The sequence below is a fragment of the Pseudomonas phoenicis genome (genome assembly GCF_047302395.1).
In the GTDB taxonomy this organism is placed as follows: domain Bacteria; phylum Pseudomonadota; class Gammaproteobacteria; order Pseudomonadales; family Pseudomonadaceae; genus Aquipseudomonas.
Map to the genome: position 1 here is coordinate 3,407,430 of NZ_CP154852.1, position 20,958 is coordinate 3,428,387.

Here is a 20,958-nt window from a genome sequence, read left to right on the forward strand (position 1 = left end):
CATGACACGGCAAACGAAAGAGCAATTCATCACCGAGATGAAGAAAAAACCGCAAACGTTGGACTGGGATGTCGTACTCGCGTTCGATCGCAACAAGACCAACTATCTCTTGCTACAGGACTACATATCTCGCTTCGGCGCCGACTCACTATTCCCCGCCGTGGACAGCTCGATAGCACCGGTCGCTGGCACTACTCACCAACTTCACGGCTTGCAATTGGACAAACCTCGTCTGTCGTTCGAGAACGCGGTCATCACCGAGTCGAGAGCACGGTGTCTGATGCGCACCGTGGGCGGGCGTACCATCGAGACAAGCAGGCCCCAAGGCACGACCCGCGATGAAGTCAAGCGTCTGGGCATCGCCGATGGCCTGGTCGGGCCCATCCTGACCATGACCATTCATCTCAGGAATGCACCTGGCAGCGTCGGGTCGGCGGGTAAGGTGGAGCTGGACCTGGCGGGCAACGGTGCTGCGGACTTCAAACTGTCGGGCGTGGAGACCGAATTCGAACGGGTCAAGCTGGGTGAGCACTTGAAGCAGGAAATTGCCAAGTGGAACGACGCGCAGAAAAAATTCGAGCTAAGTGAGCTGCGTCAGAATGCAGAGGATGCTTTGCAGCCGACCTCGTTTAGAGTGCTGACGCGGCCAGCAGCAGGCGCGACGTCAAGGACAGCCGAGGACTACGGTGACGGTGAGGTTTTGGTATTCGTGGGGTTGGATGAGCGCGAAGGCAGCTTGCCGAGCAACAATACGCAAATTCCTTATCTGCTGCCGCAGGGGTACTCCAGTAATCTGATCATCTCTTATGAGCAGTATTACAATCGGATGCTCATGCCGAGGCTGATTTCCGTGTTGGATGAATACGGTGCGGAGTATAGGGTCGAGCAGAATGGCGCCTTCAGCAAATACGTGATTACCGCGGGGAACTTAGTGGTTCCCTCTGTCCCGCTCGATCCTAATGATCCCTGGTCCTATCGCTTCTCGTGCTTTCGAACCCAGTTACCCTTCGATGGCATGACCATTGGTATCGTCGATAATGCGGTGGCGTTGAGCTGGGCAGGAAAATCCCCAAGCATCGACGGTGGCACTCTATATTACGACCGCTCGGGAGATAAAACGCTTTCCTACGATGGCCAATTTTCCTCGACCTGGAATCTGGTGCAAGCCTTCCAAGCCTCATTGCAGAAGGACGACGACAGTAATCGCACCCTATTGGCAATCGAGTCCGTGGAGAGGTCATTGACCTCCGGGTACGAGCTCCACAGCGGTAGTGGTGACAGTAAATGCAAGACTCATTTCATCAAGAGTATCGATGAACATTTCGAAAACTGGTGCCGTCCCCGTATCGGCTTTTTGCAAGAAAAGTTCGAGTCTACGCACCAGACCATCGATGCCTTCCGTTTGAATAGCTTGCTGTTTCGCAATGAAGCGGTCGTTATGCCCCAAGACGTCGACATGCCAGGTGATTTGACGATCCTTGGCGATATCTCAATGCCTGCTCACCAACTATCCGAGTCCGAGGTGACGGTATCTGCAGGCGCCACCCATGCATTCTCGGTTCAGCCCGTTGGAGTGAAGCCCACGTGGACCGTCAGCGATCCTCTGGATACCAACACTGCGCGCGGCATCAGCCCCACATCAGTGGGTTCCATCGACGCTGATGGTTTGTATACGGCGCCAACGGCAGCCAGTTTCGGTTTCACCTCCAAGCGCGTCGTCGTCACTGCGACCGGTGATGGCTGGTCGAGTCAGGCGCTGGTAAATCTTGTCGCAGCACCTGTGTCGGTGTTTCCACTGGTCAATGTGGTTAACCTGAGCAGCGCCGAGGATCCGGGGTATCTGGTCTGGGCAGCTTCCACCTCTGCCGCCGCGCTAACTGGAAACATCACCGGTAATGCCGGCGGCACGCTGACCAAGGCCGACGACCCTGATGTCCAAAGTGCCTGGCGCTACAAAGCCCCAGCAGAGTTCCCAAGCGATGGCACCAGCAAACTGGAAAAGGTGCTGCGCGTCGACCGCGTCGAGGTATCCCAAGGCGGTGGCCAAGCTGCCGTGTGCGAGATGATCCTCACCAAAACGCCGTCGCTGGAGTACTTCTTCAAGTACGAGGCCGTCCGGGACGGCGTTCAGTTCAGCTTCTGGTACACCGACGACGACAACCTGGACATCGAACTGCCCAATGAAGATGTGGAGTGGGTACTGGTCTGCGGTCATGGTGTTCTGGACGACCAGGGCAAGTACACCCCTTCGACTACGGCCGCCGACCACTACGTGGTAGTGGCTGCCATCGATCTGATGGGGGGGCGCATCACCCTGTGGAACTTCAAGATTCTGCCGCTTCCGCTGGTGGCCGCTGCAACTGCAGGGGAATTCAAATGAGCGCTTTTTCCAAGCAAGCCCTGCAGAGCAGTCTGCACAACGAGAACCTTCTGTATGGTTGGGGCGCAGCATTGGCCATCGGTCGCGATGCGCTTAACAAGGCCACCCAAGACGTGTTCCTCAAAGGGCTAGGAAGTCTCACCTATCTGGAGCCTTTCTCGGGCCGGTTCTCCATCAATCAGGGTGCTTCGCAACTGATAGAAATTGAAGGGCTGGTCACCGGTTGTCCGCAGCTGTCTTTCGAACATGCCGTGGTCACGGACCGTATCGTCACCGTGTACATACCGCTGCTGGCCGGGGACTATCGCTACCTGCTGCAGCTTCCAGGCGAGCCACCGCGCTTTCATCGCAGCCTGAGCATACGGGAGGGGATGGATTATGCGCTGGAGGCCCGCTGCAAGCTAGCGGTGCGGGCTGATCCGGTTTCGCGGCAGTTGCAGGTGGTGCTTGACCTTGGTGAAGCTACGCACTTCACCTGCAACCTGGGGGAAACCGACTACGAGCGTACCCAAATTGGCAGTCACCTGCAGCAATGGCTTCTGTCTCAGCCCGAAGAGCGTCGGATCTTCCAACTTGCGACCTTGAACCTGCGTGATTACCGAGCGTTGACACCACAATTGGTCAATCTGGTTACCCAACCGGCTCCTTGGGTGGCTGAACAGGGCCACGAAGGAGAGGGTGCTGCGGTGCTGTTCATGCAATTGGGCATTGACTGGCAGCCCGGTACTCTGCCAACCAGTGCATACCCCTACCTGTTGCCCAAGGATGGTAGCGCTGAGGTTGCGCTGGCCTCGCAAAGCGACCTCAAGGACCTGGGGCTGGGCAGTCCACAGGGCACGCTGGCGGCGATAACCCTGGGCAGCTGGCGTCAAATGGTACTCGACCAGGAGTCGTTCGATCTCGATGACGGCTCTTTGAGTTTCGGCACCTTGCAGGCGGGGCCGCTCACTCGCGAGCTCGTGCCCCCCATATCCCGGATTACAGCTACCAGCGAGTGTCAGTTCGCCATGGTCGGCGGCAATAGAACGATCGACTGGACAGCTCGCAATCTCTACCGGCCAGCAGCTTCGGGTAGCATGATTGCAGGGAAGTACGAAGCGCGTCCCATTCATGAGTTCGTCAAGTCCACCCAGATCGTGCTGGTGAGCGCACGTGCTCACGAGGATGCCGAACAGCTCAGCGCATCTGCCCTGGTCGTGGAACACGATCAGCCGCTGGTTATCGCGCCGCAGACGGCCAGCTGGTCCTTCGGCGATCCGGCAATCGAGTTCGTGGCCGCCGGTGGCGGCGCCATAACCTGGTCTTTGCAGGGGGAGCAGCTGGGTAAACTGACTGCAAACGGCAAACACGCGACGTTCTCACCGAATGAGCCCGACGCGCGAGCGGCGCCCATCCAGCTACAGCGCGTGCGCGCCACGTACAGCGATGGCGGACTCGAACAGGTCGTCGAAGCGTGCGTAGTGCTCGTCAACCGCCCGGCATCCCTCGACATTCAGCCATTTCATGTACCCCGCCATGCCACTATTCAACCGGTCCAGTTTCAGGTGCTAGAAAACTGGAGGAACCACGTTCGCAAAGCCGGCATCACTCCACCACAGACACTGGCGCCGAGCGATTATGTGTGGACGGTCTTTGGCGAGGGAAGCATCACTGCTGAAGGGCTATACACGGCTTCGTCAAGCCCTACCTGCTCTGCCAGCGTAGTGAGGGTGGTGCTGCTCGGAAGGGTTTCGGGCTACGCCGTCATCGAGCACGGCCGCTCCGAACATGCGCGTTCAGCCGCAATGTCGGACTGGACAGACCTCGATCATTTTTACCTCAAGACCCTGAGTGCGCCGCAGTGCTTTGCCAACGGTATGCAGCAAATTCTGGTACAGGTCGATATCCAGACCAAACAGCAAGACAGTGCGACACCTCCGATCAGTGATGACGAACTGCAGACACTGAAGTTCTACACCGTAGGGGGCAGTGAGCTGAGGGTGGTGGAGGTGGGCATCGAGCCGCCTGAGGCAGGCATGCCGGGGACGTGGGTCGTGAACCGCCAGCACAATCCCTTGCTGGAGATGCGGCCGGCCCAGGGCGCAGTTTCCGAGCCGTTGTACGCCACGCCTGGGCAGACCCTCTGGAACTACTACCTGCAAACAACCAGCACGGTGCCGGTCGAAATTTATGCGATGTTCAAACAGTCCGGTATGGGCGGGCGCTGGTTCAATTCCGAGGTGGTGAGCAAGGACAACGGCAAGGTCGCGTTGCAGGGGGTCACGCTACCGACCTATGACCCCTCCAGAGACTATCCGTGGGACGAGCATGACAAACGTGTCGTCGAGCAGGGCCAGAGGGTCGACAACGATACCTTCAATTACATGACGCTCACGGTGGATTACTGGAAGTTGACCCACGTCGTCGATCAGCGGCGTATTCCGTTCGTGGCGATCGACATCGATCCGGATGACAACAAGTCGACCTTGCGCTGGGCGTCTGATGAGTACGAAGACGAAATGCTCAGCTACAGCGGTTTCATGATCGGTGGCGAGAGTTCAGAAATGCTCTACGACGGAACCCTGCTGCGCATGGCCGCCAGACGCGGGCGTGCATTGCAGGAGTTGCAGCCCGATCGCGCGCCCGCTAAAGGCGAGCTGCTGCTGAGCTTGAACCGGGTGACTGATTTCCGCCTTCGTTACGAGCAGCCAGACGATCCAGACATTCTGGATGATGAAGATGAAGACAAGCGTGAACTTCTGAAACAGCCATTCAGATTCCGTTTGCTCGACCAGCAAGGCAACCGCCACGACCTTCAGATCAGTTACGCCGGCGCTGGCCGTGACAACCGTAACACGTTCCTTCTCTCCAAACAGTCAACACGTCGCTAAAACGACCAGCACAGCCCTGCACAGGCAGGGCTGTGCCCAGCGTTTCTTCCGTGGGGTAATAACGATGTCCAATGAATCTATCGTGCATTCCAATGCGTTCAATTTCATGAGTTTCATGAGCAATGCAGTCGATCCGCGCACGGGTCAGTACACCTTGGCAATTCAATTGCCACAGCTGCCTGCAAACCTGCTGCGCGGGCCAGACCTGCCTCTGCAATTGGCCTACAACCCGCTCAACACCGTCGACAGCGGTTACGGCAAAGGCTGGAACATCAACCTCAGCCAGTACGTGCCGTCCACGCGTGCCCTGTCGCTGCATACCGGAGAGCAGTTCACAGTCAACAGCACCGCTGTCAAGCCGGCGCGCATCGACGAGCAGAAGCTCATCAGCTTCCGATTCTTTCAGGACGATGACCGCAACTATCGAGTCGTGCACAGGTCCGGGCTGGTCGAGCATCTGCGCGTACTGACCAGCGACGGTGTCGAGATGGCCTTGCCTCATCGAGTGTATGCGCCCTCCGGGCACTGGATCGAGCTGACCTACACTCGCCCGGCAGGGAGCAACTACGAATGCCTGGCGAGCATTCGCGATGCCCGGCAGGCCCACCTGTTGCAGGTGCAATATGTCAGCACCGGGCAGTTCGACCTGCACCTGCATCCAGGCGCTGGTGCCGATGGCAAGGCGCTCGCCACCTACGCGGTGCACCTGAGCAATCGTCAGGTAGACAAGGTGGTACTGCCGAGCGCAGATCAAGGCAGCTGGCGTTTTACCTACGTGAACAATGCCAGCACCCAGAACATGACGTGCCTGGCCAGTGTGGCGACCCCGACCGGCAGTGAGGAAACGCTCACCTATGACGATGTCGGTCATCAATTGCCTGCTGGCGCCCCGCGCCAACGCTTGCCGCGTATCAAGACGCATGTGCTTGATCCAGGCTGTGGGCAGCCAGTCATCGAGACGCGCTATACCTATAGCGCCGAGAATTTCATGGGTGGCAACAGCTCGGTCACGTGGAGTGGTGATCAGGACAACCTGTACAAGACCGGCGCTGGCTACCTGTTCAGCTCCGTCGAAAGCCTGTACCAGGACGGGGAGGTGGTACGCAAGATCCAGCGCAGCTACGATCGTCACCACCTATTGACGCAGGAAGTGATCGAACAGTTGGGTGAGACGCTGGACTACGACGCGCCTGCCCAACCGCTTGTGCAATGGCACATCGCCCAGACAGACACCACCTACCACGGCGATGCCAGCGTCGGCTTCGCGCTGCAACCGCGCTATTTCCAGATGCCCAAATGGGTGGACAAGCAATGGCGGATGCGCGGCGATGCCTCCCGTTCACGCACAGAGCGTACGGAAACCGGATTCGACGATTTCGGTAACCCAACGTTGGAAGTGCTGCCCAGCGGTGTACGTACGGTCAGTGAGTACTATCCGGCAGAAGGCAGTGGCAGTGACTGCCCACCCGATCCACACGGCTTCGTACGCAGTCTCAAAAGCCAGGTCGTGCATCCTTCCTCGCAATTCGAAAGCACGCCAGCAGCTCCAGTGCTGCGCACCCTCTATCGGTATGCCGCTTTCGAGTCGATTCAGCCGCCCGCTGAGGGTGCGCTGCGTAAGTGGGTGGGCGAGTCCTGGCTGCAGGTGGTCGAGCAAACCCTGGCAGAGATGAGCGGGTCTGTCCCGAGCACGCTGCGCAACACCGTTTACGCGTATCACTCGACCCCTTCGGATCTGCTGCGTCATGGGCGTGTGCAAAGCCAGACTGAGGTGATGCATGCAGATGCCAGTACTGAGACGCTGACCACGTTCGAGTACCAGGTACAGAATGACGAAAAGGTTCTGCAGACCGTACAAACGCTCATCGGCTTCGACCATGACCAGCCAATCGAGGGTCAATCCGGGGAGGTTCGTCATTCACTCAAGCAAATTACTCTGCGCCAGAGTACGCTCATCGATCAGCCGTTGCTCAACCGCGACGACAACGATGTAGAGATCGCCTACGAATACGACGAGCTGCGCCGTGTGGTTCGCGAGACTGTATCGCCAAACGATGAAAACTTCATCGCGTGGCGCGAGTACGGCTACGAGTTGGTGGCGACGAAAGGGCAGCAGGCGCGTCAGACCGATGTCGATGTCAAGGGCGTGGCCAGGCGCGCATCGCTCGATGGCCTGAACCGCGTGGTCAGGACCGAACGCCATGATGCCGACGCTCAGGATCCCCAGCGCACCAACACCTTCAGAGTCACTTACAGCGCCGCCTATGACGTGCTCGGCAACCTGATCGAGGAGACCGAGCACGATTGGCTCGACCAGCCCGCTCCGAATGATCGGAACGGACCGCTGCTTCCTGTCACTTTGGAGCTGAAGAGGCAGTTGCGCTACGACGGTTGGAACCAGCCATGTGCCGAAATCGGTGCTGACGGTGTCATGCATGTGGATCAGACTGACCTGATTGGCTCCGCCCCCGCTACGTGGGTGTCCGATGTTGCGCCGCGCCGGTCACCCAGGCATCCCCGTGAGGCCGTTGCAGGCAAGACGCTTGCCGACGATTCCCAAACGTCACTCGAACCTGCCACTGAGCCCGTTGCCGGCAAGGCGCTTGCCGACGATCGCCGCCCCTTGCGCAGCCTGTGGTCGCAGACTGCCGACGGAAGCACGAAAGGTGGCAAGACCTTGCAGTGGATCAATGCGTTCGACCAGCCGATCGAGGCACGACGGGTCGATAGCAAAGGTGTACGGGTGAGCCGCCATCAGTACTTCTATGATGGCCTCGGGCGCACCACGCGGGAAATCGACCCTCGCCAGGGCACGGTCAACTTCGCTTATGACGCCTTCGATCGCCTGGTTGACCATACCTTGGCCGATCGCAGTGTCGTGCATCGTGACTATGCCCGGCATAGCAGCGAAGACCTACCGACGTGGATTGGTGTCGAAGGGCGGGTATTGGGCGTGCAGCGATTCGATGGCCTGGGCCGCATGTTCGAGTCAGTGACCGGTGGGCGCCGTCGCAGCCTGCACTATCTGCCTGGCCAGCGTCAGCCCAGTTGGGTCATCACCCCCAGCGATGCGCGTATCGACTACCGCTACGAGCCGCGACTGGGTGAGGAACCGTTGGAGCGGCGCATTTCCAGTTCTACGCTCAATTACGAATACGACAATAAGAACGCCCGCCTGACTCATTGCAAAGACGGCGGTGTCAATGTGTTGGAGCGTACTTACTTCAGTACGGGCGCATTGAAATCTGAAACGCGCGCGGTGCGGGAGGAGGGCAGCGCTGTTTATACCGACTACACCATGCATTACCGTACGAGTCTGCTCAATCGGGAATTGAGCTATATCGATGTATTGGGCAACACCCAGTTTTACGAATACGACCCGCAAGGGCGTCTGAGCAGCACCACGCTCGGCACCACACGGTCCCAATTCACCTACGACGCATTGGGCCGCACCGAGAGCTATGTCACGACCGATGGTGATCAACGACTGGGCACTTTCCTGCGCTACGACGACTTTGACAGGGAGATCGAACGCCGTTTCGAACTGCCAGACGAAGTTCAAGTGCTCCTGCAGTCTTATGATGGCAGCGACGCGCTGACAGAGCGGCATCTGACCACCGGAGACGGCGAAACCCTGCGCCTGGAATCGTATTACTACGATAAGCGTGGCAGGCTCGAGGAGTATGAGTGTGAAGGTGAATTGGCACCCGTCGATCCCTATGGCAAGACCCTGAATGCCCAGGCGTTCTACTTCGATGCGTTGGACAACATTACGCGTGTCGATACCTGGTTCCCGGGCGCATCAGGCAAAGAAGAGCGTAATACCGCCGACTACCTGTTCGACAACGAGGATCCGGTGCAATTGAGCGGCATCACCAACTCACACGACGATTATCCGGCTTCGATCGAATTGCTTTATGACGCAGATGGCAACCTTGTCGTCGATCAGGACCAGCGCGCATTGACGTACAACGAGCTGGGGCAGTTGCAGCGCGTCGAGCTGGCTGCTGGCACGCAGGCCGAGTATGGCTATGACCCCTTGGATCGCCTGGCGAATCAGGCGCAGAGCGCCAGGGCGACTGGCGAAGACAAGCAGCCAGTGTGATGGAACGCCGGGCACACCGCACCTTGCCACAACGAGTGATTGATGGCGTCTAGTTTCAGGTGCGGTGTTTGTCAAACTGATAAAAATGCCAGTTGTGCGCTAATCCGCAACAGCGCTTCATAGAGCGACGACGTGCACCGTGTTGATCTAGTCCCCCCCTGTTTGGAGGGCACGATGATGTTCGGGTGACGAGAGCTGCCGGATTGGCGCATTGATTGGTTTTGAGATCGGGTTCGATGGAGGCTCAATGAGTAATTCTACAAACATAATGTCCGAGGCGGATCGTGCACGCCACATGCAGCGGCTGTGGGGAACGACGGCGATCGCGCCAGTGCTCGAAGATCCGGACAATGTGCTGGTGCCTGGGGATCCCGAAAACACCGTAAAAGCCAGTGTGTTGAAAGATCCAACCGCTTTCGTGACGATCGTTATTGAAAAATGGCTGACCATTGCTCCGCCCGACCAACAGGATACGTTAACGGTCTACCATATTATCGGCCTCGTCGGCGGCGCGTCGCCCACTGAAGAAATCCTGTTCCAGGGAGACTTCAATGAGAACAACGAGCATCAACTTCCGCTCCATCTGCACTTGCCCAAATTTTCCGAGAGCTACGGTGACGGGAATCACGGCTTCAAGTTCGTGCTCAAGGCTCACAACATGGACGCACCCATTGAGTCGGGTGTGCTGTCACTGCGCTTCGACCGGGTCGCCCCCAACTTGGGAAACGTACCCTCGCCCGTTCCTGATATCGCCCAGATCGTCGACGCCAACGTCGCAAACGTCAATCTGACGCTTCCGGACTATCCAGACCGCTCGGTGGGGGATCACGTCTACTACTACTGGCTCAAAGAGGTCCCCAAGGATCTCACCAATGTGTCACCTGCCGGAAGTGCCGAGGTAGTCGCCGCGAACCAGTCGCTGCCATTACCTGAAGACGTGATCAAGGCTGGCGGTGATGGCGAGTTCTACGCCTTCTACGTGCTGATAGACAAGGCCGGCAACGTGGGACAGATCTCCCAGCCCAAACTCGTATCGGTTGCGTTGGGAGCGATGCCGGCCAATCTTCAAGCACCCCTGGTACCGCTGGCGGCGGATGACGGAAAGGTCGACCGCGCCGATGCGGCGCTAGGTGTGCAGGTCAACGTGCTGGCGTTCGACAACTGGAAGCCCACCGATGAGATCAGCGCAAGTTGGCAGGGTAAGCCGTTGGGAAGACGCGTGATCGGCGAGGGCCAGACCTTCCCACTGGTTTTCACGGTGTCGAATCAAGTCTTGCGTGAAGCCTACGGCACGCCCGCCGAAGGCGACAAGGAGATGGCCGTGCGCTATGAGGTGTGGCGTGGCGGCACGGTCGTAGGGTTCATGGAAACCGACGTGGTGGTCAACTTCGAAACCTTCGGTCCGGAGGATCCCGGTACGGATCCGGATCCCGAATGGCCCGATTTGATCAACCCTCGCTTGCCCATGCCCGTCGTGTATGGCCAGGGTTCGACTACCCCGAACGTGCTGCTGCCGGAGCATGATGGCAAGGAGGCTTCACTGGAGGTACTGCTCTATGAAGGGTTGCTCGAGGATGATCTGATCGAGTTCTACTGGAACGATGAGCATGTTGTGGAAGCCGATTACTCGGTCGACGCTGATGATGCTGCCGCAGACAAGCTGACTCGAACTATTCCGTGGGCTTACATCAAGCAAGCCGGTAACGGCACGGCGAAAGTGCATTACCAGATCTCCCGGGCGTCGGTTCCGAACAAGCCTGCATCAGCACCGCAAAATGTCAACGTCACTGCGATCGTGGTGCACCCTGACCAACCGCAGTTCGAAGGTATCGATCCTTCGGGTTGGCTGAACTGCTCGTCGTTGAAAGATCCCAATGATGCCGCTGCAGATCCCGCAGTACGCATTACGGTCGGGAACCTTACGCAATATGGCCTAGAAGCGGGAGATCAAGTCACCATGAAATGGTGGGTTCTACATGACCAAACGGGAGATGTCGAAGTCGAAGACGCGGCCCTCCAGGTCACCGTCACGTTAGGTGCCGACTACCCTGCCACTGGCTTCGTATGGCGGGTCGAGCCTTACGAAGACTACATCTTGCCGGTCTACGAGTTCGATTCGAAGGTTCACAACGGCCGCGCGTTCTCAACCTACGAGTTTGCGGACCCTGCTTTGCGTGGGAGCGATACTCGCGCACTGATCGTTTCGGACCCCGCTGAGCAACGTATAGCCATGCACACGCCATTCGGCCCTTGCGAGTTCAGTTAAGCGCGCTGCCAAAGGCCTGCGCCACGGGGCAGGTTGATCTGATGTTGAAGACTTTTCTGACATCAAAGGCAGACGTGTCTGTATAGCCTTGCTGCCTTTCGATTTGACTTGACGGGGCGATTCGTTCGCCCCTGCTGAACGAGGGGACTAGACCGATGCACCTACCCAAACCCGCTCTGAACTGCCCGTCGCTGCCGACGCATGCCTGGGCCTTGCTCGCGCCGCTCGCCCTTGCGGTGAGTCCGCTGGCCAGCGCTACTGTCACGGTGGTTGGGGAGCGGACCATTACTGCGCAAACGCCGCGCAACGACTATCGGTTGCAGGAGGGCGCTGTCCTCACCGCCAATGGCGCCGATATCGACTTTGTGACCACGAACCAGAATACGACCTTCATCATGAATGGCGGAGAGATCAATGCGCGCGGCAGCTTCGATGGCATCGACCTGCTGTCGGGCGGCACCACGAGCGTGAGCGACAACGCCCGCATCTTGGCAGGCAACGTCGGGATCCGTCTGAGTCGCAACACCGCGGGCGTGGGTTCGTCGGCGCAAGTGACCGACAGCTACGTGCAAGGCACCAATGGCGCTGCTACGGTGAGTTCTGGGTCGTCCTTGAACGCTGTGCGCAGCACGTTCGAGAGCAGTGCCAGGTCGCCTGCTGTGACGCTGGCCGGTAGCGGCAAGCTCATTGCGCAGGACAGCACTTTCACCGGTGGCCCGACCGGGTTGCGAATTTTTGGTGACAACACTGGTGGCGCCAGCGAAGTCACCCTTGTAGGTTCGCGAGTCGAAGGCCTGACCGGCCCGGCCATCACCGTGGGCTCCGGCACGTTGCCTGCGGGAACGACGACGATCACCGTGGGCCCAGGTTCCAACCTGATAGGTGGCAATGACGTCCTGTTGCAGGTAACTGCCAACTCGACCGCCAACCTGCGTGTCGACGCCAGCCAATTACAGGGAGACGTAGTCGCCGATGCCGGCTCCACTGCCAACCTGGCCCTTGAAAACCAAGCCAGCTTGACTGGCCGACTGGTCAATGTCGCCGGGCTGAGCCTTGCCAGCCAGGCCAGCTGGAACTTGATCGAAGACAGCCAAATCGGCGCGCTTGCCATGAATGACGGTGTGGTCCGGTTCGGTGCGCCAACCGAGTACCGCACCCTGCAACTCGGCACCCTCAGCGGCAGCGGCACCTTCGTCATGGACGCCGATTTTTCCACCGGCCAGACCGATTTTCTTACCGTCGGCACTGCGACCGGCAGCCACAGTCTGCTGGTAGGCAGCAGTGGCGCCGAGCCTTCCGAACAGAACTCGCTACACCTGGTGCATGCCGACGCCGGTGATGCGCAGTTCAGCTTGGCGAATGGTCCGGTTGACCTGGGCGCGTTCTCTTACGAGCTGGTACAGCGTGACAACGACTGGTACCTCGATGGATCGAGCAAAGTCATCAGCCCTGGTACCGCTTCGGTGTTGGCGCTGTTCAACGCCGCACCCAGCGTCTGGTATGGCGAGCTGAGCACCTTGCGCAGCCGGATGGGCGAGCTGCGCCTCGACGAGCGCAAGTCCGGGGGCTGGATTCGCACCTATGGCAACAAGTTCAACGTCTCGCCTGCCTCGGGCGCCGCTTACACGCAGGTGCAGCAGGGTGTGTCGCTGGGCGCCGATGCGCCGCTGCCTTATGGCGATGGCCAATGGCTGGTAGGGGTGATGGCAGGCCACAGCAGTTCCGATCTGGATGTCGCCCGCGGTGCCTCAGGTGAGGTCAAGAGCTACTACGTTGGGCTGTACACCACCTGGCTGGACGCCGATAGCGGCTACTACTTCGACGGCGTGGCCAAGTTCAACCGGTTCGACAACAGCAGCAAGATCAATCTCAGCGATGGCACACGCACCGAAGGTGACTACCGCAACCATGGTGTTGGCGCGTCGCTTGAGTTCGGGCGCAACATCCCGCTGGGTGGTGGCTACTTCATCGAGCCCTACACGCAATGGTCGGCGGTCGAGATTCGAGGGGCCAACTATCAGTTGGACAATGGTCTCCAGGTCGATGGCGAACGTACCCGCTCCTTGCTGGGTAAAGTTGGCGCTACCGTCGGACGCAATTTCGACTTGGGCTCAGGGCAGACCGTACAACCTTATGTACGGGCGGCATTGGCCCACGAGTTCGCGACTGACAATGCGGCCAAAACCAACGGCAACCGTTTCAATAACGAGCTTGCAGGTTCCAGGGGAGAGCTTGGTGTAGGGCTGGCGATGTCGTTCGCCGAGCGTTGGCAGGTCCACGCCGATCTGGACTACAGCAACGGCGAGCGAATCGAACAGCCTTGGGGCGCGAACCTGGGGCTGCGCTACAACTGGTAGGAAAAACAGGGAAGGCTCAGGCCTTCCTTTTTTTATCTGTGGAGTGACAACTCATGCTCGAACGAATCGCTGGATGGATCGCACGTTGTCGTGGGCGAGCAGCAACAAGTCTTCCTGCGGCCGGTTCCCCATTCGATAGCGCCGGGCCTTTGCCGGTGGTGCCGCAGTCGCTCGCAGACGTGCCGGGCGGGCAAAGCAACCTGGTGCCGATCAGCGCGCTCATCCAGCCCCTGCGTGTGGAGGTGCTGCCGTGGCCCAATTCGGATCCGGAGCGGGGCGAAGAAACCCTGAAGTTGTTCTGGAATGACGTTGAAATCGAACGACGAAGCTGGACGTCTCCGATCTCGCCCGAGGACCTCGTATTCGAGGTGCCCGTACGTTTTCTGCTGGAGGGTCGGCCTGTCCTTCGCTATGAGGTGACGGTGTTCAATGGTCAAACGGCCAGTTCTGCACCCTTGACCTTGACCATCGACCTGACAGCGCCTGCTTTGGCGAGCCCTGACAGCCGCTTGCTCTTCGATCCCCAAGTCATTGCCGACGGGGTCACGGTCGAATACCTGGAGAACAATGGCGACCAAGTGGTGGCGACACTGCCTGACTACCGCTCGCCAATGGTCGGTGACTGTATCCGTTACTACTGGGATCGCCAGCAAGGCGACCAAGACCTGGTCGAAGAGCGGATTTTGACCAGCGCCGATCTTGGCAAGTCCGTGCAATTGGTGCTTTCCGGTGATCTGATCCGTCAGCGTGGAGACGGTGAACGCCACGTTCATTATCGAATCATCGACCGTGCAGGCAACGTGAGCGTCGCATCACAAGCGCTGATCCTGGTGGTCAAGGCGACCCCTGCACCCAGGTTGTTGTCCCGGCCGGATCTGCCGAAGGCCTCCGGCACCAGCGAGACGGTAGTGCTTGACCTGAACTCGCTGAGGGGGGCACTCGAGGCTTTTATCCCGCAGGATGCAGGGGTGGGCAGCCAGGAACCTGTCGAAATGCAGTGGGCCGAGCCGGCGTCTTTGGGCGCCGCGACTATAAAGGGCACCCCCGGTACGCTCGCCTTCACCATCCCCTACGAATGCCTGGCAGCTCACAGTGGCAAGACTCTCCCGTTGTACTACAAGGCCAGCGACGATGAATCGACTCGGCGCCTGGTCAAGGTGCTTGCCTTCAGGCCGTATGCACCGCCGCCGCAAGTGCTGGAGGCCGACAGTGACACGTTGAGTCTGGCCAAGGTGGGAAGTGCCGCACGGATCGTTCAGGAGGCCTGGTCGCTGATCAGCACCGACCAGCGTGTCAAGGTACGGGTCCTGGGCCCGGCAGGGGCTGAGCATACCGTGACGGCTGCTTATCCGGTGACGCAAGCGGATATGGATGCTGGGGTGTTGGGAAGCGGCGGCACGTTGACCGTTCCTAAGGCTTTTTTGCAAAACCAGCCATTAGGCAGCCGGCTGTTGGTACAGGTAAGCGTCAGCCTCGATGCGGGGGCGAGTTGGCCGACCGCAAGCGATTTCGAACTGCAGCTGACGCTGGTGGCTTGATCGAGCGCATGTGCTCAGTGAACCTGCGCGGTCATTTCCTGGGACACTCCACCGTAGTCGTTGATGGTCGTGAAGACGACCTTGCTCGGGCGTGTCAGTGCCGATGGCAGTGGATAGGTTTGTCGAGCAAAGGGCGCGACCATGGCCGTGGCTTGCAGGTCTTGCAGCTGATTTCCGGCGTTTGCCTGCAGACGGTCGAAGGTGTAGTGATACGCAGAAGGGTTGTCGACAACCAGATGGGGTTTGCTGTCCAGTGTCTGCAGCGACCACCTCAGTTTGTCGAGCTGATCCTGCGGCTTGCCGTTGAGCCGGCTGGGCCGGTAGAACAGTTTGATGCGGGTGCGCAGCGCAATGTTAAGTACGTTCTCGGTGCCGCTGACCTGCTGTGGAATCTCCTGGACATTGAAAAAGAACAGTGACTCGCGGTCTTGCGGCAGATCATTGGGCAAACCATTGATCTGCACCATCTGCTCTTTGCCAGGGTCCAGGCGGAACAGGACGGGCGCCGGTATCAGCGGTACCGCACTGGCGGTATCGTCCTGCTCGGTATTGACCCAGGTTTGCACGGCGAACGTGCGGTTGCTGGGATTGGCGACTACGACCGACGAGCTGCGCGAGTCGCTGGTATGGACCACCCGCGTTGCGTTGAGTGTCAATGCGGCCTCGGCGCTGGGCAAGCAAGCGGCCAGGCTCACGCCGAACAGGCCATGGCGGAGGCGTTGGAAGCGAAAGTTCATGGGGGACCGTGATAGCAGATATGAGGCAGAAGAACACCCGGCTATAGACCCAACGATAGCCGGGCATGGCACATCACTTCAGGGTGAAGACGTACGCGATGTCCGTGTTTGCGGTACCGGCGGCTACAGTGGCAGCGGTCGAGCGGTAGCTCGCCGAGAACAGCATGTCGGTCGGGTTGGTGTCATCCAGGTCGTAGTCTCTCGAGTCGCTACCGTTGGCGATCAGCGTGCCGGTGTCGTCTTTGATGGCCAGTGCCAGGCCAGTTGCACTACCCGGCTCCAGAGCGTGCAAGTCACTTCCCGCGCCGGCTGCGCCATAGGCGCCGGTGAACGTCACGACACCTTTCTTGCTGGCTGTCACGCAGTTGGTACCTGGTGTGACGCGCATCGAGAATGCACGCATGCCGAACTCGGTGCCGACCGCTCCGAAATTGCTGGCCGGGACGTTACCCATGAACACTCGGCTCAGCGGCAGGCCCGTAGTCGGGTCAACGATCTCGATCGAGCAGGTGCCGGCTGTAACCTGTCCATGGAAGTTGATGGAACCGGTGTTGGCATGGGCCACGCCGGTGAGGCTGCCCAGGGTCAGTCCCAGGGCGATCAAGGTTTTTTTCATGGAAATCATCCGTAGTCTTAGTTATGCCCCGCTTGGCAGACCCAAAGGCTGCCGGGGAGCGCAAGACTACGGAGGAAGGGGGGCAGGGGCTGTAAGGGAAATCGACTTGAAGGCGTAAGATTTTCGAGGTGATGCTAGTGGCTGGCGTCGGTGTTCTGCATCGATAACAATTGTTTTTCCTGATTCCAGTCAAACCGTTGTTCATTACGCTCGGCTTCGTAGCGACGTTCTTCGAGTTGCTGGTAAAGGTCCAGCTCGTCATCTGGCATGAAGTGCAGGCAGTCGCCGCCGAAGAACCACAGCAGATCACGGGGTACCAAATGAGCGACCTGGGGGTAGCGCTGAATCACCTGGCAGATCAGATCCTGACCCAGGTACTGGCTTTCCAGCGGATCTTGCGGCAGAAGCGTAAGCAGTTCGTCGAAGCGCTCGAGAAACAGCGCGTGGCTTTCTTCTGGTACTTGCTCGGCTTCCCCCAGCGCCACGAGTATGGTGCGCAGGTGGTTGAGCAGTTGCAGGTGGTATTCCAGATGGGGATTGGCCATGGAGGCGGTCCTCGTGTCGTTGAAACGGGCGCGGAGTATACGCTGGTTGATGGCTGTGGGAGCCGTTGCATTCACCGTGGCCGGCAGAGCCGGCACGACCCGGGCGGTGGAGATCCACCTGTGAGACCGCATGCAGGCCATCACAGGTGAATCCGCTCCCATGGTCACAGCCAAAAGCCGCCTATCGTTCAGCGCACCTTGCCCTGTCCAGGCAGCAATTGCTCCTTATCGAAGGCATCTACGTCGATGACCACTCTGCGCGCCGCCTCGGCCTCGTGCAGGCGTTGGCCTTCACTGGCCTGCAGCACACCGCTGTGCACCGCAGCATCAATCAGAGACTGGCCGGGGGTTGGCTGAACGGTGCCTTGTTTGATGGCTTGGCGCAGGGTTTTGTGCAGTGGCGCAGTGTGCTCGAGCAAGTCGCTCGCCCGTTGCAATGCCGCCACCGGGTCGCCTTCGGCCTGCGGCCTGAAGCAGCCACAGAGCAACTCCTCCAGAGCCGGGTCGCCCTTGCTGCGGCCGATCAGTCCAGCCACTTCGGCATCCAGCTCGTCGCTCGGGCCGGTATGCCGGCGTCCGAACGGGAACACCAATACGCGTAATGCACAGCCGACGAAGCGGTTGGGGAAGTTGTCCAACAGCCGATCGAGGGCCTGTTCGGCCTTGCCCAGGCTTTCCTCCATGGCCCAGCGCAGCAACGGCTGCATGTGCTCCGGCGAACCCAGGTCGTGGTAGCGCTTGAGGGCGGACGAGGAGAGGTACAGATAGCTCAATACATCGCCCAGGCGTGCACTGAGACGCTCGCGGCGTTTGAGCGAGCCGCCCAGCAGCATCATCGACAGGTCGGCGAGCATGGCGAATGCGGCGGCCTGGCGGTCGAGGGCGCGGAAGTAGGCCTGGCTGAGGGCATCGCCTGGCGTACGCTCGAAACGACCCAGCCCCAGGCTCAGGACCAGCGTGCTGGCGGCGTTACGGATGGCAAAGCCGACGTGTTGCATCAGTAGCGGATCGAATTCCTTGAGCGCCTGCTCGTGGTCCCCGCGGCTGGCCAGCGCCATCTCTTTGAGTACGTAAGGATGGCAGCGAATCGCACCCTGACCGAAGATCATCAGGTTTCGCGACAGAATGTTGGCCCCCTCGACCGTGATGAAGATCGGTGCGCCCTGCCAGTTGCGCCCCAGGTAGTTGTTCGGGCCCATGATGATGCCCTTGCCGCCATGTACGTCCATGGCGTGCTGGATGCACTCGCGGCCACGTTCGGTCAGGTGGTACTTGAGAATGGCCGAGAGCACCGAGGGCTTTTCGCCCAGATCCACCGCCTTGGCGGTGAGCAGGCGTGCGCTGTCCATCAGCCAGGCGTTGCCGCCAATGCGCGCCAGCGATTCCTGGATTCCTTCGAATGCGGCCAGTGGCACATTGAACTGTTCGCGGATGTTGGCGTACTGCCCCGTGACCAGACTGGTGTACTTGGCCGCGCCGGTGCCTACGGCCGGCAGCGAAATGGAGCGACCTACCGACAGGCAATTCATCAGCATCATCCAGCCCTTGCCGAGCATCTTCTGGCCGCCGATGAGGAAGTCCAGCGGCACGAAGACGTCTTTGCCGCTATTGGGGCCGTTCATGAAGGCTGCCCCGAGCGGCAAATGGCGCTTGCCTATCTCTACGCCCGGAGTGTCGGTAGGAATCAGCGCCAGGCTGATACCCAGTTCTTCCTGCTCGCCCAGCAGGTGTTCGGGGTCGTAGGCCTTGAACGCAAGACCCAGCAGGGTGGCCACTGGGCCCAGGGTGATGTAGCGCTTCTCCCAGGTCAGGCGCAGGCCGATGACTTCTTCGCCTTGCCATTGGCCTTTGCAGACGATGCCGGTGTCGGTCATGGCGCCGGCGTCGGAACCGGCATGCGGGCCGGTGAGGGCGAAGCAGGGAATGTCTTCGCCGCGGGCCAAGCGAGGCAGGTAGTGGCTGCGCTGTTCGTCGGTACCGTAATGCAGCAGCAGCTCGGCGGGGCCGAGCGAGTTGGGCACCATCACCGTGGAGGCCAGGTCGCCGCTGCGAGTCGCCAGCTTCATGGCGACCTGCGAGTGGGCATAGGCCGAGAACCCCTTGCCGCCGAATTCCTTGGGAATGATCAAGGCGAAGAAGCCGTTTTCCTTGATATGGCTCCAGGCCTGCTCAGGCAGGTCCATGTCCTGGCCGATCTGCCAATCGCTGACCATGGCGCACAGCGCTTCGGTCGGCCCGTCGATGAACGCCTGCTCTTCCTCGGTCAGACGCGGAGCAGGGTAGGCGAGCAGGGTGTCCCAGTCCGGACGACCGCTGAACAGTTGGCCGTCCCACCACACGGTACCGGCGTCGATGGCCTCGCGCTCGGTCTGCGACATCGGCGGCAGCGTGCGACGCACCCAGTTGAAGGTCGGCCTGCTGATGGTCTTGCGACGCCATTCGGGCAGCACCAGCACCGCCGTACCGAGCGCGATGAATACCCAAAGCAGCACCAGCAGCCAGCCTGGCGCCTTGCTGAAGATGCCCATGAGCACCGTGTAGGCGGCGATCGCCGCGACAATCTGCAACGGCGCCAGACGACGGTGCGTGAGATACGCGACGCCGAGCACCAGCACTACCAGCCACAACAGCAACATGAGCGTTTCCTCCGTGGAACGTGGGCATAGGCCGAAAGCATAGAGCGTAGCTCGCCTATGGCGATGGCCCTCATCAGAGCAGTGACAGGTTGTGTAACCGGGAGTTCGTTCCCGCTGGCAACCCTTGGTCTGCCATGGCGGGCTGCACGCACTTGGCCGTGAGGGTGGCGTACACTGGCCAGCCTCGTGCACTGAACAAGGACACCGCCATGCTGAAGATCTGGGGCCGCAAGAATTCGAGCAACGTACGCAAGGTGCTGTGGGTCGCCCATGAGTTGGGTCTGGATTTCACCTCGATCGATGCGGGGGGCGCCTTCGGTGTCGTAGACCAGCCCGAATACCGCGCCAAGAATCCCAATGGCCTGGTACCGATGCTCGAAGACGGCGATCTGACGTTGTGGGAGTCAAATGCCATCGTCCGCTATCTGTGCGCCGAATACGGTCGTGCCCAGGGCTGGTACCTGGACGATCCACGGCAACGCGCCGTGGCCGACAAGTGGATGGACTGGACCACCTCGGCCCTGGCCGGGCCGTTCAAGCCACTGTTCTGGGGGTTGGTACGCACGCCTGAAGCGCAGCGCGACTGGCTGGCGATCAATGCCGCGCACAAGCAATGCGCCCAGCTGTTTGCGATGGCCGACCAAGCGTTGGCGACGCAGCCTTATCTGTCGGGAAACACCCTCGGAATGGGCGACGTGCCGTTGGGCAGCTTCGCTTACGCCTGGTTCGAATTGCCCATCGAACGTCCACCGCTGCGCCACCTCGAAGCCTGGTACGCGCGCCTGACGCAGCGTCCGGCCTACCAGGCCGGGGTGATGAGCGCGTTGAGCTGATCGAACACCTCGACGCTTTCGATAGTCACTATCGATACGCATGACTGTACTTGCGCGGCGTGGCCTTGCACCATG

General features: G+C 59.9%; 11 protein-coding genes. 7 read left to right on the top strand and 4 right to left on the bottom strand.

Going from position 1 to position 20,958, the window contains the following annotated elements:
* Position 1: 1 nt before the first annotated feature.
* From AA0Z93_RS15315 to AA0Z93_RS15340, 6 genes are all read left to right on the top strand, one after another.
* On the top strand, positions 2-2,380 hold the full coding sequence (locus AA0Z93_RS15315) for a hypothetical protein (protein ID WP_413048072.1): 2,379 nt from the start codon (positions 2-4) through the stop codon (positions 2,378-2,380).
* Positions 2,377-5,250, top strand: a complete 2,874-nt coding sequence (locus tag AA0Z93_RS15320) for a hypothetical protein (RefSeq protein WP_413048071.1) — start codon at positions 2,377-2,379, stop codon at positions 5,248-5,250. Before AA0Z93_RS15315 ends, AA0Z93_RS15320 begins: the two co-directional genes overlap by 4 nt.
* Before the next feature lie 64 nt (positions 5,251-5,314).
* Positions 5,315-9,355, top strand: a complete 4,041-nt coding sequence (locus AA0Z93_RS15325; RefSeq protein WP_413048070.1) for an RHS repeat domain-containing protein — start codon at positions 5,315-5,317, stop codon at positions 9,353-9,355.
* 247 nt (positions 9,356-9,602) lie between these two features.
* Positions 9,603-11,621 (top strand): hypothetical protein, encoded by a 2,019-nt coding sequence (locus tag AA0Z93_RS15330; protein WP_413048069.1) that lies wholly within the window; start codon positions 9,603-9,605, stop codon positions 11,619-11,621.
* 155 nt (positions 11,622-11,776) lie between these two features.
* Positions 11,777-13,978: an autotransporter outer membrane beta-barrel domain-containing protein gene (locus tag AA0Z93_RS15335; protein WP_413048068.1), complete on the top strand. Its 2,202-nt coding sequence runs from the start codon at positions 11,777-11,779 to the stop codon at positions 13,976-13,978.
* Between the two features lie 53 nt (positions 13,979-14,031).
* Positions 14,032-15,516: a hypothetical protein gene (locus tag AA0Z93_RS15340; RefSeq protein ID WP_413048067.1), complete on the top strand. Its 1,485-nt coding sequence runs from the start codon at positions 14,032-14,034 to the stop codon at positions 15,514-15,516.
* Between the two features lie 14 nt (positions 15,517-15,530).
* On the opposite strand, the gene AA0Z93_RS15345 is transcribed toward AA0Z93_RS15340, so the two are convergent.
* The 4 genes from AA0Z93_RS15345 to AA0Z93_RS15360 form a co-directional block, all read right to left on the bottom strand.
* Positions 15,531-16,253 carry a molecular chaperone gene (locus AA0Z93_RS15345; RefSeq protein WP_413048066.1) on the bottom strand — a complete coding sequence of 241 codons (723 nt, stop codon included), beginning with the start codon at positions 16,251-16,253 and terminating at the stop codon, positions 15,531-15,533.
* Between the two features lie 73 nt (positions 16,254-16,326).
* Positions 16,327-16,869: a fimbrial protein gene (locus AA0Z93_RS15350; RefSeq protein WP_413048065.1), complete on the bottom strand. Its 543-nt coding sequence runs from the start codon at positions 16,867-16,869 to the stop codon at positions 16,327-16,329.
* 134 nt (positions 16,870-17,003) lie between these two features.
* The gene (locus AA0Z93_RS15355) at positions 17,004-17,414 is read right to left on the bottom strand and encodes a PA2817 family protein (RefSeq protein ID WP_413048064.1); all 411 of its coding nucleotides are present in this window, start codon (positions 17,412-17,414) and stop codon (positions 17,004-17,006) included.
* Between the two features lie 188 nt (positions 17,415-17,602).
* Positions 17,603-20,050, bottom strand: a complete 2,448-nt coding sequence (locus tag AA0Z93_RS15360) for an acyl-CoA dehydrogenase (protein ID WP_413048063.1) — start codon at positions 20,048-20,050, stop codon at positions 17,603-17,605.
* A 209-nt stretch (positions 20,051-20,259) separates the two neighbouring features.
* Between AA0Z93_RS15360 and AA0Z93_RS15365 the strand changes: the two genes are divergently transcribed.
* Entirely contained in the window at positions 20,260-20,883 is a 624-nt protein-coding gene (locus tag AA0Z93_RS15365) for a glutathione S-transferase (RefSeq protein ID WP_413048062.1), read from the top strand.
* The last annotated feature ends 75 nt before the right edge of the window (positions 20,884-20,958 follow it).

Coding starts and splice junctions, on each gene's coding strand:
- AA0Z93_RS15315 (WP_413048072.1), top strand. CDS start 2: ATGACACGGCAAACGAAAGAGCAATTCATCACCGAGATGAAGAAAAAA.
- AA0Z93_RS15320 (WP_413048071.1), top strand. CDS start 2,377: ATGAGCGCTTTTTCCAAGCAAGCCCTGCAGAGCAGTCTGCACAACGAG.
- AA0Z93_RS15325 (WP_413048070.1), top strand. CDS start 5,315: ATGTCCAATGAATCTATCGTGCATTCCAATGCGTTCAATTTCATGAGT.
- AA0Z93_RS15330 (WP_413048069.1), top strand. CDS start 9,603: ATGAGTAATTCTACAAACATAATGTCCGAGGCGGATCGTGCACGCCAC.
- AA0Z93_RS15335 (WP_413048068.1), top strand. CDS start 11,777: ATGCACCTACCCAAACCCGCTCTGAACTGCCCGTCGCTGCCGACGCAT.
- AA0Z93_RS15340 (WP_413048067.1), top strand. CDS start 14,032: ATGCTCGAACGAATCGCTGGATGGATCGCACGTTGTCGTGGGCGAGCA.
- AA0Z93_RS15345 (WP_413048066.1), bottom strand. CDS start 16,253: ATGAACTTTCGCTTCCAACGCCTCCGCCATGGCCTGTTCGGCGTGAGC.
- AA0Z93_RS15350 (WP_413048065.1), bottom strand. CDS start 16,869: ATGAAAAAAACCTTGATCGCCCTGGGACTGACCCTGGGCAGCCTCACC.
- AA0Z93_RS15355 (WP_413048064.1), bottom strand. CDS start 17,414: ATGGCCAATCCCCATCTGGAATACCACCTGCAACTGCTCAACCACCTG.
- AA0Z93_RS15360 (WP_413048063.1), bottom strand. CDS start 20,050: ATGTTGCTGTTGTGGCTGGTAGTGCTGGTGCTCGGCGTCGCGTATCTC.
- AA0Z93_RS15365 (WP_413048062.1), top strand. CDS start 20,260: ATGCTGAAGATCTGGGGCCGCAAGAATTCGAGCAACGTACGCAAGGTG.